This is a genomic window from Streptomyces sp. NBC_01622, from assembly GCF_045209635.1.
In the GTDB taxonomy this organism is placed as follows: domain Bacteria; phylum Actinomycetota; class Actinomycetes; order Streptomycetales; family Streptomycetaceae; genus Streptomyces.
Genome location: NZ_CP109293.1, coordinates 10,273,178 through 10,287,590 on the forward strand (window position 1 = coordinate 10,273,178; position 14,413 = coordinate 10,287,590).

Below are 14,413 nucleotides of genomic sequence, written 5' to 3' on the forward strand. Positions count from 1 at the left end.
AGCGACCTTGGCCTAGGGATGGCAGATGGCAGATGGCAGGTAAATCGACAACGGCGACCGTGTCCCGTCCGCACTCCTCGCTGTGGGGCGGCCCGGCGGATCCGCCGTGTCTGCTGGAGGCATTCGCCGTGACGGCGGCGGCGCGGCCGGGCGCTGTCGCGGTCCGCGACGAGGACCAAGAAGTGACGTACCACGACCTGACCCGGTGGATCGGGCACATCGCCACGCTCCTGGTGGACCACGGAATCCGTCCCGGCGACCGGGTGGCGATCACCGGCTCACGAAGCGCCGCGATCGTGGCCGCGATGCTCGCCACCGTGCGTCTGGGCGCCACGTATGTGCCGCTCGACGCCGACTACCCGGTGCGGCGCCTTGAGCACATGAAGACCGACAGCGGCGCCAAGCTGCTGCTGTTCGCCGGCCCCGAGCCCGAGTTCGCGACCGGCGTGCCGTCCCTGCCCATACCGCCGGCACCGGACCGGACGACGGCGACCACGCCCGACGACACAGCCGTGCCGCGGCACGCGTGCCAGGCCGACCTGCCCGTCTACATCATCTACACCTCCGGGTCCACGGGCCTCCCCAAGGGCGTCGTACTGCCGCACCGCTGCATCGACAACATGGCGGAATGGCAGCGGAGCCACTCGGTCCGGCCGGACCTGCGCACCGCCCAGTTCACGCCGCTCAACTTCGACGTGTGGTTCCAGGAGGTCCTCGGCACACTGGGCGGCGGGGGAACGCTGGTGATCATGCCGGAGCCGCTGCGCCGCGACCCGATCGCCCTGCTCGACTGGCTGGCGGAGCAGCGGATCGAGCGCCTGTTCCTGCCGTACGTGGCCCTGAACATGCTGACCGCTGTTGCCGCAGCGGCCGAGTCGCTGGACGGTCTCGCGCTCCGGGAGGTCAACATCGGCGGCGAGCAACTCGTCTGCACGCCGACCGTAAAGGACTTCTTCCGGCGCCTGTCCGGCTGCCGGCTGAACATCCACTACGGCCAGAGCGAGTCCGCCATGGTCACCGCGCACACGCTGACCGGGCCGCCCGAGGAGTGGCCGACGCTGCCGCCGATCGGGAGCCCGCTGCCGGGCTGTGAGCTGATCGTCGAGCCGGTCGACGAGGCCGAACCGGCGGTGGGGGAGCTGCTGGTGGCGGGCCTGCCACTCTCGGCCGGCTACCTCAACCAGCCCAACCTCACAGCGTCCCGCTACATCCCGGTCGACCTCGCCCACCCCGGCCTCAACCGGGCCTTCCGTACCGGCGACCTGGTGCGTGTCGAGGACAACGTCATCCACTACGTCGGTCGCGCCGACAACGAGGTGAAGATCCGCGGAATCCGGGTGAACCCACTGGAGGTGGACGCCTGTCTGCTGGCACAGCCGGGTGTCACGGAAGCGGTGTGCGTGCCGCTCCAAATAGCCGAGGGTTCACGGCAGTTGCGCGCCGCCGTCACGGTCGACGGCGAGGGAACGGCCTTCGACGCCGACCGGGCGTTGGCCGACCTGACCGCACTGCTGCCCAGGCAATCGGTACCGATCTCCATCACCGTACTGCCGGAACTGCCACGTACACCGAGCGGCAAAGCGGACCGCAAGGCGGTCGCCCAGACCCTCGCGGACCTTCACCTGCAAGGCCATGGACAGCACAACCGCCAGCGCGGAAAGGGGTAGGCAATGGAAGGCGACTTCGAGACGGAGACGGAACGTCAGCTCGCGACGATCTGGGCCGACGTCCTCAAACTGGACAAGGTCGGGCGCGACCAGGATTTCTTCAGTCTCGGCGGGGACTCTCTGCTGGCCACCAAGGTGGTTCTGGAGGCCCGCCGGTTCTGGAAGATCGATTTCACGGTCCGCGTCCTGATCGACACGCCCGTTCTCGCCGGCCTGGCCGAACGCATCGATCTGCTGACCGACCAGGCCGGGACGCCCGCGTCCTAGTGCCCGGCAGGAACGCGCACGGATGTCTGTGAAACGGCAGGCCGGAGTCCGCGAGAAAAGGCCGTTGCACCTTTCGTACCCACGTAAATCGACAAGCTGACGGCACAGGATTCGGGGCGGAGGTCCGGAATGCTCATCAAAAACATCCCGATAAGGACCGGGAGTAGCCACCAGGAGCGCAGGAAAGTCGTGCTCGTGGAGATTCCCACCTACGAGAACATCCTGCCGCTCGCGTCTGGCTACATTCAGGCGTGTGCGCAGGAGGACGTCGAAGTCGGATCGACCCATTCCTTCGAAATAGTTTCCTACCCGGTGACCGATGACCGGCACAAGCTGCTGGAGGAACTGGCCGGGAAATACGCACAGGTTTATACCTTCAGCTGCTACATCTGGAACATGAAGCTGGTCAGCTGGCTGCTGAGGGAACTGCGGGAACGGCAGCCGCAGGCCCACTACCTGCTCGGTGGACCGCAGGTGATGAACCACGCCGCCACCTACCTCGCGGGCGAGCCGGAGAACGTCTACGTGTGCAACGGGGAAGGGGAGCGCACCTCCGTCGAGTTCCTCAGGCAGCTCAACAGCCCGACGCCCGACATGCACCAGGTCCCCGGTCTCAGCTTCTGGTCCGCCGGCGAGCTCGTCACGACGGAACCCGCACCGCGGATCAGCAATCTCATGGAAATTCCCTCGCCCTTCCTCACCGGCGTCTTCGACGGCCGCGAGTTCAGCATGGGGATCCTGGAGACGAACCGCGGCTGCCCCTTCCGCTGCACCTTCTGCTACTGGGGTGCGGCCACCAACTCGAAGGTGATCAAGTTCGAGGAGGAACGGATCAGGGCCGAGCTGGACTGGATCGCCGAGAACGGGCTCTCCGGACTGTTCATCGCCGACGCCAACTGGGGGCAGTCACCCCGTGACGTGGAGATGACCGAGCACATCGTGAAACGCAAGAAGGAAGTCGGCTACCCGTTGGTCGTCTACATGGCGGCCACCAAGAACCGGCCGGAACGCATGGCGCAGATCACCGAGATCTTCGTACGCGGCGACCTCATGGTGACGCAGCCCATCTCGCTCCAGACGCTGAACCCCGAGGCCCTCAAACTCATCGAGCGGTCCAACATCCGCGAAGAGACCTTCGTCGAGCTTCAGCGCACGCTCAGGGAAAAGCAGATCAGTTCCTATGTCGAACTGATCTGGCCGCTTCCGGGCGAGACCCCCGAGTCGTTCAAGGACGGGTTGACGAAGTTGTGCCGGTCCTACGCCGACACCGTCATCGTCTATCCGCAGCTTCTCCTGCACAACACTCCCATGTACAACCAGGTGGAACAGTACGGCCTGACCACGGAACCCGTTCCGAGCGAGGTGGCCGAGGCGGAGGTCGTGGTAGCCACGAACTGGGTGTCGAAGGAGGAGTGCCGCGACGCGTACTGGCTCTACCACGCAATGCACACGATCTACAACATGCGTGGCCTGTTCCTGCTCTCCGGTTATCTCGATGCCGCCGGCATCGTCTCCTACGGCGATCTGTTCGACAGTGTCGCGCGTTTCATGCGGCAACAGACGGATTCCGAGGTGCTTCACCTCATCGCCACGTCATTGGCCGACCTGACGAATTACGACGTGCTCCTCAGCGGAAAGATCGGGCACATGATCCTCAGCACCCATCGTGAGGAGTTCGACAGGGTGCTGGTCGACTACGTCACGACCCAGAAGTGGTGGTCGGACCCGATGGCCCGGCAGGCGTTCGAGATGGACCTGCTGGCACGGCCCTACATCTACCGCGAACCGGTGAGCGTCCCGGACTACGAGTTCACGGAGGTCACTGTGCACGGCCTGGGCGATGCGGAGACCTTCATCGTGGAGGTCTCCGCTGAGCTGGCCCGGCTGCTGACCGAGCGCGAGATGCTCGACGCCGACGTACAGGGCGACGCCGTATCAGGACGGGTCGAGCTGCGGATCAACCACCATGCCCGGCAGAAGATGCCCTACATGCCGCAGCGGAGCCTTGAGCACAACGCCAACTATTGTCACGGCACCGTACTGCGCTTTCGCGAGATTCTGCCTTTCGTCGAGGCTCACGCACCTGACGCCGTGGAGGATGCGGTAGTTGGCTGACCTTGCTGCCATGGTCGGGTCGGGCATGCGGGGTCATGTGCTCCGGCGGTGAGGTCTTTCAAGGCCACGCTGGTGACGCTGATGGTGCTGGACGTGCCCGATCGGAGTAGGCGGAATCGCGGGCGTTCGACTGCTCCGAGTCACCCGGCAGAGCCACTCGGCCGTGATCCTGTGGGGCACGAACTGCCGGGTCGTGCCCTCGGCCTGTAGGGCCGTCGAATGGATCATGGCTGGACGGCCGACGGGCCGTGATCATCGCTGGGCCGTCTTTCGACCGCGCGGGCCCAGCTGCTGACAGGCAGTCACCCGCGCAGGATGCGCTTGGTCGTGCCCCCGCGGAACCTGTCGGCCTGGCACGCCGATAGGTTCCGCGGAGCTGTCCCACCCGCAGTGCGCTCCCGAACTGCGGCGCCCTTGCACGGGCCAGCCATCGACTTCAAGCTCGTCTTCCGAGGCCGGGACGCCAAGTTCACCGGTGCGTTCGTAGCCGTGCTCGCGGCGACCGGGATCCGAATCCTCAGGGCGCGAGTCCGGGTCCTCGCACGACCGCCGTCACGGAACGCCGGACGCGCCGTCGGCATCGGGAGTTACAGAAGCCACCGCCTGCCGGGCCCGGCATCTGCCCGCTTCAGGGAAGAACGCCCGGGTTCTGTGCCGGGACCGACTCGGCGTCCTGATCCATGAAAATTCTCAGGTCGGATGTGATGACGTGAGTATTCTCAGGCTTGCAGTGGTTACTGCGATATTCCGACGCTTTCGGCGCGCATGTCGTCGAGCGCCGCCGCGATGACCTGGACTCCGGCAGCGATGGTGTCCGGATCGGGAGTGATGCTGATGCGGAAGCACTGCTGGGCGTGGCGGCCGAGGCTCTGGCTGTGCTCGGCGTCGGTGAAGAAATGTCTTCCCGGTACGACGAAAACGCCCCTGCGCTTGAGCGTCTCGTACAGACGCAAGTCGTCGAACCACTCCTCGTCCACCCAGACCCAGCAGAACATGCCGCCCTCGGAGGCGTGCAAGTGCCAGGCGATGTCCTCCGGCAGGGTCTCCGCCAGCAGCGACTCGACGAATTTCCTGCGCTCGGCGTAGAAGGGACCGATGACCGATGCGACGAGCATGTCGAGGACGTCGGACCGCAGCGCGTGAGTCAGCGTCGACTGGACCAACTGAGGGGCGTGCAGCGCTGAGTTGGACAAGAACGAGACGATCGGGTCGATGTGTTGCTCATCGGCGATGGCGAAGCCCAGGCGCTCTCCTGGAAGTCCGGCCTTCGAGAGGGAGAAGACATTGATGACGTGTTCGTCCCGGATCGGCGCTGTCGACGGTCCGCCGATGGCGGGGAACGGAGCGCCGTACGCGTTGTCGACCACGAGCGGTACATCGTGGCGGTGGGCGGCCGCGACAAGCCGCTGTATCTCGTCGTGTGATGCGCAGCGGCCGGCTGGGTTGCTCGGGCTAGACAGCAGCATGAGCCCGACGTCTGTCAGCCCCTCAAGGCTTGGCATATCAAATAGATAGCGGAACGACCGGTCGTCCTGAAGGTGTAAGACGGGCTCAACTCCCGTGATTCCACCGGGCGTTAGGGAAAGGCCCTGGTAGCCCGTGTAGTCGGGTGTCATCGGCAGGACAAGCTTGGTGTCGCGGGTCGCGCCCGCCCCGGTGAAGAGCGCCGCGGCGATGAAACAGAGCATCTGGCTGCCGGGCCCCACCACGATGTTGCGCGGCTCGATAGTCCAGTCGTAGCGCTTGTTGAAATAGTCGGCGATCGCGTCGACGAGTTCCGGCAGTCCGCGCGACGGCCCGTATCGGCAGCTGACATTTCCGAAGGAGGCGACCAGCGCTTCGGTGGTCATCCGTTGCCAGGTGTCCATCACCTTGGGTATGGCTGCGGGATTACCTATGCCGAGGTTGAGCCACTCCGTTCCACTGGCGGAGCCAGTGGTCGTGGCGATGTCATCCATGATGAGCCGAAGCCCTGACAGACTGGCCATTTTGGTTCCGGACCGGGACAACTCCACGGGAGGCATCCTTTCCTGTCACTGCCGGCGGCCGGCGAGCGAGGCGGTTGTGGCGCAAACGGTTAAGGGCTCGACGTTGTGCCAACGCCTCCTGGGCGTGGTGGGAGGTGCATCCCGCCGGCGCGGCGCCCCTGTCGGCGTGTCCCACGTCGTTTCGTCCTCACTCCGCTGCGCCTCTGACGTCGTGAAAGCACCCCCACGTTCACGGAAGCGGATCAGCTGGTCAAGACAGTGCCGGCACCAGGAGGGCAAGCCGCTGGCGAACTTGCCTTGTCCCGCTGGCGGGACAGTCCCACGGGTCGGGAATTGTCCCTGACACCGGCGGAGGATCGTCCAACGGGGGAGCGGATTCCGGTCGGTGCGTGCTCTTGAGGACGAAGAACAACAGGAAGAGCGGCACCACGGCGAAGCTCCCCTTGGCCACTCAGATGCCACCCAGCCGGGCCGGCTCAGCAGGCACCTCTCTGGCGGCCCATCAGTACCATCCCGAATGACCTGCCGAGGCCGTCGAAATGACGGGCACGGTAACGCACTCTGCTCGACGGCATGGAAGCCACTGTCCGGACTACGACGCTGCGGTCCTTCAGACTGCGGCCCTCGAACCCGTCCTCCGCAGCCGAACCACCCGATCCAGCCGACTGCGGGCACATGATGCGGACGTCCACGCCGTACTCGACCAGGGAATGGGCCTGCGGCTCATTCCCTGCCGGCTCTCGGCCTGGCCCGCAACGCCGCCGCTGCTTGGCGCACGTGGCCACCGCGGACGAACTGCTGGTCGGGCGGTCGACCGGCCTGCCCAGTGTTCTCGATCCGTTCGAGCCCCTTCTCCACCAGCGGAGGGCCGCACCGCCGAAGTCCGTCCGCGTGGGAGGCGACCGGCGCGCTCATGCGTCATTCCGACGGACTCGACGAGGGCCGGAACGGCAAGGTGAAGCCGTTCAAGCGGCAGGTGCTCGGCTGGGTCGACACTGACCGGCTCCGTAACGGAACGCAGGCTGCCCCGACTTTGGCGTCATCTCATCGCCCGAGAGCGTCCCAGGGGTCCGTCCGCTTCTTACGAACTTGGCTGCGCGTGATATTCGCGGGCAACCGACTGTTGGGCTACCGAGGCCTGTCGGTGCGGTTCCGGTCTGATGCTGGACTGCCCTTTGTTGGTCCTCACTGGGGATGACGCTCCCCATGTCGTCCCGGGGAAGCACATTGCTTCATCTCCTGCACCACGTGAACGTACCGAACTTGCGGGCGTCTCGGGCGGGCCATTCCATCTCGGCTGTCATGGTGGCGCCCGAGCATCCGTGGCCGATTCCGCTTGTTGCTACCTGGAGTTCCAGGCCTCTGCCTGCGTGAACGTTCCGTTGTGGGGCTACCGTGTCATCGCGTGGTGTCGGAAGGCATTCGCGCCCGAACGGTGGGGTGCCCCATCGACGTTCTCCGGGCCGGTGCCTGAAGAAGCCTGCACGGCAGACGGATTCCGGACGCGCAGTCCGACGCGATGCGCGCACGGCGAGGCCGAAGGACGAGGTGTCCGACGTGTTGAGGGCGGGTCAGGATCCACTGCAATACCCGGCAGTACGGGCCCGTGCCCCGGTAGCTCGCGCCCCGGGGACGGAAGTGAGCACCCCCGGCGAAGCGAAGACCTGCGTCGTTCGGGCTGCCGTCTGCACCAGGCCGGCGGCCGCAGACATCCCGAAGGCGGCCCGCTATGCCGACGTACAACACCCCCTTACCTGTCCGGGTGGCGCTCAGGCTGGCGTTCGGCCAGGTTCGGATCGTTGCGAGTGACCGCGCGGAGACGTTGGTCGAGGTGTATCCGTGCGACAGCGACGACCAGGACGATGTACAGACCGCGGAGCAGTTGCGTATCGGCTACGCCGACGGTCGGCTGCTCGTGAACGTCCCGGAGTTGGCTGGGAACGTCGGCGCGGTCATCGTAGTGATAGCTGTGCCAACTGGATCAAGCGTGCACGGCCGGGGAATTGTGGCGGACTTTTTCGCGGTGGGAGAGCTGGGTGAGTGCCGGCTCAGCACGGGCCTGGGGCGCATCAGGCTCCACCGCACTGGCAGTCTGCAACTGGCCGCCGCCCTCGGTGACATCGCGGTCGACTGTGCGTCCGGTGCTGTCGAGGCAACGGCGGACCGGGGCGACGTCAACCTGGGCCTGGTCGAGGGCAGGACCACGATCAGTGCGAAGGGCGAGGGCGACGCGACCGTGGAAGAGGCGCGCGGTGTCGCCCGTCTGCATGCAGAGAAGGGGGCCATCAGGATCGGCCGAGCGTACGCCGACGTGGAGGCCCGAACCACCCAAGGAGATATCGATGTCGGGGAGGTGGCCCAAGGAAACGTGGTCGCCTCCACCACATTCGGTAGCATCCGGGTCGGCGTGGCCGAGGCCAGCGGTGCACGCCTGTCTCTCGATTCCGTCGCAGGCACCGTCTATACGGCACTGTCACTCCTGAATGCGTGCGAGCAGGCCGAAGAGGTCGTGTGCGTCCAGGCCCGGACCGTGATCGGCGACGTCGTGGTGAAACATCCCGACGGGGAATGAGCCCCGTCGCAACCGACGACTGACGTCCCGGTGTTCGTGACCGTATGAGAAGCGTTGTCGCGCAGTCGATCAGGCTCGCCCTCCAAGGGGCCAGTGGAGACTGACGTAGTGCCACATCGCCACACTCATGGCGTCAGCGTTGCTTCGATTCCGCTCGGCTGCGTTCATCCGATCAGGGCTTTGTCCCCCGCTAGTGCTTGGCAAGCACCAGGCTTGCGCGAGAGCCAATGTGGTGCCATGCTGGCGCCATTGGATTCACCGCCATACATGGCAATCTGAGTTCGCGTCCCCATCACGACTGACGTGCAGAGCGAAGATGACGCTCCCTCTGAACGGCTGGCGCCCAAGTTCCGGTCCTCCACATCACGCTGCCCACCACCGGTGAGCGCAGACGGTGTCGGGATCAGGCGTGACAGTTGAAGGCACCACGAACTGGGCGCAAGTCACGATCGCGGTACCGATGCCGTCCCCCGTCGGTTCATCGGTGCCGTCCGCGCGGGCTCCGGAGAGGAAATCCCCCGCTCTCCGGGGCCCGCGCCTCTGCAAAGGCGCGTGTTCGAGCTGGGGGGGTGTAGTCATTCGCCGGGTCTGTTCGGCGTTGGCCGCCCAGTTCGGGGAGCGGGTGGCGACAACGCCTGCCCACCCCTGGTGGACACCCCCGCGGTAACGAAGACGTATCTCCAGAACCACCCGAAGCGGGACCGGCTGACCAGCGCCATCGGCCGCACCGGCGCTCGCCGGGCGTCGCAGACGTGTCACCCGCGTCCGCCGCAGCACCGTGACCTCCAGCGCAGTCCGTAGCAGTCCACAGCCTCCTCCACTTTCGCCACATGTCCGCAGGAGTTGGATCATCTTGGCTACTTTGCTCTACAGGGTCGGCCGCTTAGCCGCCCGGCGACGAGGTCTCACCGTCCTGCTGTGGATCCTGGTTCTGGGCGGGGTCGGATTCGCCGCCTCGTCCGCACCGCCCCCTCCCACCGACACCTTTTCCATGCCAGGTACGGAGTCCCAGAGGGCCCTCGACCTGCTGAAGGAGAAGTTTCCGGCCGCGAGTGCCGACGGCGCCTCGGCCCGGGTCGTGGTCCGCGCGCCGGCGAACGAGAAGATCTCGGATCCCAAGCTGAAGAAGAACGTGGCCACTCTTGTCGCCGAGCTGGCGAAGGCCCCACAGGTCGTTGCGACGTCCGATCCGTTCACAACGGGCGCCGTCAGCAAGGACGGCACGTCGGCCTACACGATCGTCACGTACAAGGTTGCCGCCCTGAAGATGTCCGACGACGCGCACAACGCCCTGAAGAAGGCGGCCGACGACGCTCGCGCGAACGGGCTCGTGGTCGAGATGGGCGGCGACGCGGTCCCCGTGAAGCAGGCGGCGAGCGGCACGTACGAAAGCATTGGCATCGGCGTCGCCGCGCTCATTCTCCTGACGACCTTCGGTTCGCTGGTAGCGGCGGGAATGCCACTGCTCACGGCCGCGGTGGGGGTCGGCATCGGCGTCTCCGCGATCGGCGCCCTGGGCAGCACGCTTGGCCTGTCCTCGACCACCACCACCTTGGCCCTGATGATCGGCCTGGCCGTGGGGATCGACTATGCCCTGTTCGTCATCTCTCGCTATCGCGCCGAGATGGCCGAGGGCCGGGAGCGGGTGGAGGCCGCCGGCCGGGCGGTGGGCACCGCCGGCTCCGCCGTGGTTTTCGCCGGCCTTACAGTCATCGTCGCCCTCGCCGGGCTCGCTGTCGTCAACGTCCCGATCCTTACGAAGATGGGCTTGGCGGCGGCAGGAACCGTCGCGATAGCCGTTCTGGTCGCGGTCACCCTCGTGCCTGCACTGCTCGGCTTCGCCCCGTTCAAGGTGTTGCGCCGCAGGGACCGTAAGCGGATCGCGGGTAAGCCGCTGTCCGGGCGTCAGCGTCGCAAGGCGGCGAAAGAGGCCGCCCGGCAGCGGCCGAATCTGGGTGCTCGGTGGGCGGCCTTCGTCCTGCGCCGCCCCGTCGTCGTCCTAGTGTTCGGGGTGCTCAGCCTCGGAGTCGTCGCCGTTCCCGCGACCCGGCTGGAGCTCGGCCTGCCCAGCGAAGGCACTATGGCCCCCGACACCACCCAGCGCAAGGCGTACGACATGTTGTCGGAGTCCTTCGGCCCCGGCTTCAACGGGCCTCTGATGATTACCATCGAGGCCCACGACGCCAAGTCCGTGGGGAAGGCTGTCGTCGCCAAGCTGTCCGGCGAGCCCGGCGTCGCACAGGTGGGTGCGGTGACCCCGAACAAGGCGGGCGATACCGCTATCGTCAACGTCGTACCGGACAAGGGGCCTGCGGACGATCAGACGAAACAGCTGGTCAAGAACCTGCGTGGCGACCTCGCCCCGGTCGGGCGTGCCCATGACGCCGAGGTCTTGGTGAGCGGTCAGACAGCCATGTTCATCGACTTCTCCAACACCCTCACCGACGCGTTGCTGCCCTACCTCGCCCTCGTGGTTGGTCTCGCCTTCCTGTTGCTGATCCTTGTCTTCAGGTCGCTCCTCGTGCCGTTGAAGGCAGCTCTCGGATTCCTGTTGTCGGTGTCCGCGGCGCTCGGCGCCCTTGTAGCGATCTTCCAGTGGGGCTGGCTCGCCGACATCGTGGGGGTCGACCAGCCGGGTCCAATCATCAGCACGCTGCCGATCATCATGATCGGCGTTGTTTTCGGCCTTGCCATGGACTACGAGGTCTTCCTGGTAACTCGGATGCGTGAGGCCTACGTCCATGGGGAGTCGACTCGCCAGGCGGTCGTCACCGGCTTCCGGCATGGTGGCCGCGTGGTCGCTGCGGCCGCACTCATCATGACCAGCGTCTTCTCCGGCTTCATCGTGCAGGACAACGTCTTCGTGCGGATGATCGGCCTCGGCCTCGCCCTGGCGGTCCTCTTCGATGCTTTCGTCGTCCGCATGGCTGTCATCCCGGCACTCTTCGCCCTCCTCGGCGACCGCGCGTGGTGGCTGCCGAAGTGGCTCGACCGGATATTGCCCGATATGGATGTGGAAGGCGAGAGGCTGTCGCGCCGACCTGTGGTCCAGCGCGGCCCGCGGCCACTGCGCGAACCCAAGTACACCCGCTGACGTGTGCCATGGGGGCCGGTTCAGATCGTGCAACCGGCCCCACAATCGGTGAGAAGTCGTGCGCCGCGTCGCTACCGCGCCTGTTGAGCCGTGGTGCGGGACGACGTCGAGGTGAACCCGTGCAGGCGCCGAAAGGTGTACGCGGCGGAGACGAGGGCCATGTGGTGGTACCAGCCGAGGAACGAGCGTCCCTCGAAGTCCAACAGCCCGAAGTCCTGCTCCATGGAACCGACCACGGCCATCGTCTCGTTCTGCAGCGCGGCGATCGAAGTGATCTCCGTGACAGGCTGATGGGCGAGGCTGGTGAGCCACAGTGGGCCCGGCACACGGTTGGGGCCCTGTTCGGTGAAGAGCCGGTAGAGGGGGCCGGGCGAGCGCCCATGGGGGTTGTCCGGCAGATGGACGAGCGACGTCTGGATGGGTGTTTTGCGCTGCTGCCCGTCCGTGGGGGAGACGACAGCCGTCTCTGCCCCTTGCGAGAGGATCAGGGTCCTTGCGCTTACAGGAGCTACGGCGCTCTCGCCGGCGTGCAGCACCGCCAGGTGGGGTGGCACCGTGACGACGAAGTCCCTGCGGCGCTTGGCGAGTCCGTGCAGCAGGTACCCCACGTCAGGTTCGTCGCTCATGTCGACGAGGACGACGGAGGATGCGGAGTTCGTGCGGGCCGACAGCCGGTCGACGAGCCCGAGTACGTGCGCCCACAGTGGCCGGTACTGCTCGGAGTCCGGTATACGTGCCTCACTGCGCCGTCTGGGGTCCTGCGTCCAGGTCGTCGGCAAGTACAGGCACCAGTCGACGGGAACCTGAGCGGTTCCTACGCACAGGAAGGAGCCCAGTCCCAGTTGGCAGTTGAGCGTACGGGCCGAAGGCAGATCGAAGTAGCGGTGGACACCCACCGATCGGTCACCGCGCTTCGGCAGGACGGCCCGACCGATGGACCAGACGGGGGCCGGTTGATGGTCCGTCACCAACTGTGTGAGTTCCCCCATGACTTCGTCGAAGTCCCATGGACTGAGGCTGACGAACTGCCGTAGAGACTGCACGGCGGACGGGTCGCGGGAGACTGCGGTGGCGAGCCGGCGTACAGACTTCTTTCCCGACGTGACGAGCAGCCCTCTCAGATAGGCGTGCGCCCAGTTGCGTTGATCAATTCGACGTAAGCTCTTGAAGATCTTCCGACTGTAATGGTCCAGAGTTAATTCGGAACCGTTGGCGTAAGTCTCGTCTTGTGAAGTCGGTGAGGTGTCTGATTGGACAGTGTTCATGCCGCAATAACTCCCCCGATGTTACTGAGCGTTGGGGGGAGTCTAGGGGGTGTGCCAGTGTGGCGCCACTCTCTGGAGTTGTCTGATTGGTTCTGGCGTCTTGAATGGCATGTAGTCCTGGGGAGTGATGAGGCGAGGAAGTGGCTGGATTCGGCTCATACCTTCTGGGCCGGCCTTCGTCACTCCTTGGGAGGGTGCCTGTCAGTGATTGTCGGCCGTAGGGCTCGGACGCTGCGGTCACAAGGCTATGACCTGCAAGAATGTGAGACCTGCCTCACCTGATGAGGAGGATTGGGGGTGGACTCGGGGCGAGTTGTGATCGGTTGCGGCTGCCTCCTCTAGGTGTTGTAGGCTCTGCCTGCGTACTCAAATCACGCCATTCGGCAAACTTGGCCGCTAAGATTTCATTAAGAGGTTCGAACTCTGCAAAGTAGTGTTCGATGGCGCCAAGATCCTTGAAGTTGGCATCGTTGTCGGGATTTACTCGGGGCCGCGGCGGTTGGCCATCTCGACCTTGGCAGGGAACCGTGCAACGGCTGGTTCAAGCAGGTCGTCCGTAGGTATCTGCGGGCGGTGGTCACCGCGCTGGGCATGTATGTGCAAAGAAGGGGGGTGAACGCTTTCTGCATTCCATGGAGAGCCACCGCGAACCCGACCGGTTTATACGCGCGTTACCACGGAGGCGTGATGACGAAACAGGTCGACGACTACAGAGAATCCAAGGCGCTCAAATTCGGCAATACCGAAGAGTGCGTGCCGAAAACCCGCAGGGCCGGCGGGGTGGAATCACGGTGCGATCAGGTACTCACAACGAAGGTGGGGCTGCATATACCCGAAGGGCTCGCCTTCGAGGAGTGGGAACGCGCCGGGCGTCAGCTCTCCGGGCTGCTCAACTCGTCGTCCTGGTGGCTCGGGGACTGGCTCATCTACGGTAAGGACCAATACGCCGACCGCTATGAACGCGGCATCCGTGCGGCTGGCCTTCAATATCAGACGTTGCGCAACTATGCCTGGGTTTCCCGGCGGTTCGAACTACACCGGCGGCGGTCCGCGCTCAGCTTCCAGCACCACGCCGAACTGGCTTCGTTGCCCGTTGATGAGCAGGAGACCTGGCTCGATCGTGCCGAGAGGATGAAGTGGAACACCAAGCAACTGCGCAACGCCATCCGGGCCGAACGCGAGGGTAGTGCGGAGCAGACGAACGCCGTGGCGGCGACACGTCGGCTCGCCGTGCCCGACAGCAGGCTCCAGTGGTGGCACAAGGCGGCGGCCCATTCCGGCACCGAGCTGGAAGAGTGGGTGACGGCCACGCTCGACGCCGCCGCCAGTCAGGTGTTGATGGAGGCCGACCAGCATCTGCCTCTCGATTGACCCACCACCGGCCTGTACGACGGTCACGTCGGAGGCCGGCGGACGTGACCGTCCGGCGCGGTGAACGTTGCGGG

8 protein-coding genes are annotated in these 14,413 nt (G+C 65.5%); 6 read left to right on the forward strand and 2 right to left on the reverse strand.

Going from position 1 to position 14,413, the window contains the following annotated elements; translation table 11 throughout:
* Positions 1–59: 59 nt before the first annotated feature.
* From OH768_RS47395 to OH768_RS47405, 3 genes are all read left to right on the forward strand, one after another.
* Positions 60–1,667 carry an AMP-binding protein gene (locus OH768_RS47395; protein WP_406463219.1) on the forward strand — a complete coding sequence of 536 codons (1,608 nt, stop codon included), beginning with the start codon at positions 60–62 and terminating at the stop codon, positions 1,665–1,667.
* Positions 1,668–1,670: 3 nt separating this feature from the next.
* The gene (locus tag OH768_RS47400; protein ID WP_329263208.1) at positions 1,671–1,934 is read left to right on the forward strand and encodes a phosphopantetheine-binding protein; all 264 of its coding nucleotides are present in this window, start codon (positions 1,671–1,673) and stop codon (positions 1,932–1,934) included.
* Between the two features lie 195 nt (positions 1,935–2,129).
* Positions 2,130–4,049 carry a B12-binding domain-containing radical SAM protein gene (locus OH768_RS47405; RefSeq protein WP_406463222.1) on the forward strand — a complete coding sequence of 640 codons (1,920 nt, stop codon included), beginning with the start codon at positions 2,130–2,132 and terminating at the stop codon, positions 4,047–4,049.
* 734 nt (positions 4,050–4,783) lie between these two features.
* Here the strand turns inward: OH768_RS47405 and OH768_RS47410 are convergent.
* Positions 4,784–6,073, reverse strand: a complete 1,290-nt coding sequence (locus tag OH768_RS47410; protein ID WP_406463223.1) for a valine--pyruvate transaminase — start codon at positions 6,071–6,073, stop codon at positions 4,784–4,786.
* Positions 6,074–7,766: 1,693 nt separating this feature from the next.
* Between OH768_RS47410 and OH768_RS47415 the strand changes: the two genes are divergently transcribed.
* Positions 7,767–8,609: a DUF4097 family beta strand repeat-containing protein gene (locus OH768_RS47415; protein ID WP_406463225.1), complete on the forward strand. Its 843-nt coding sequence runs from the start codon at positions 7,767–7,769 to the stop codon at positions 8,607–8,609.
* An 853-nt stretch (positions 8,610–9,462) separates the two neighbouring features.
* A complete protein-coding gene (locus OH768_RS47420; RefSeq protein WP_406463226.1) occupies positions 9,463–11,703 on the forward strand; it encodes an MMPL family transporter in 2,241 nt (746 codons plus the stop codon).
* A gap of 71 nt (positions 11,704–11,774) precedes the next feature.
* Here the strand turns inward: OH768_RS47420 and OH768_RS47425 are convergent, their stop codons facing one another.
* Complete coding sequence (locus OH768_RS47425) at positions 11,775–12,968, reverse strand: IS701 family transposase (protein WP_406463227.1); 1,194 nt, start codon at positions 12,966–12,968, stop codon at positions 11,775–11,777.
* A gap of 687 nt (positions 12,969–13,655) precedes the next feature.
* On the opposite strand from OH768_RS47425, the gene OH768_RS47430 reads away from it, so the two are divergent.
* Complete coding sequence (locus OH768_RS47430) at positions 13,656–14,339, forward strand: LmbU family transcriptional regulator (protein ID WP_406463229.1); 684 nt, start codon at positions 13,656–13,658, stop codon at positions 14,337–14,339.
* Positions 14,340–14,413 lie beyond the last annotated feature (74 nt).

Excerpts from the sequence above, each read along its gene's own strand:
- OH768_RS47400 (WP_329263208.1), top strand. The coding sequence starts at position 1,671 with ATGGAAGGCGACTTCGAGACGGAGACGGAACGTCAGCTCGCGACGATC.
- OH768_RS47430 (WP_406463229.1), top strand. The coding sequence starts at position 13,656 with ATGACGAAACAGGTCGACGACTACAGAGAATCCAAGGCGCTCAAATTC.
- OH768_RS47410 (WP_406463223.1), bottom strand. The coding sequence starts at position 6,073 with ATGCCTCCCGTGGAGTTGTCCCGGTCCGGAACCAAAATGGCCAGTCTG.
- OH768_RS47425 (WP_406463227.1), bottom strand. The coding sequence starts at position 12,968 with ATGAACACTGTCCAATCAGACACCTCACCGACTTCACAAGACGAGACT.
- OH768_RS47415 (WP_406463225.1), top strand. The coding sequence starts at position 7,767 with ATGCCGACGTACAACACCCCCTTACCTGTCCGGGTGGCGCTCAGGCTG.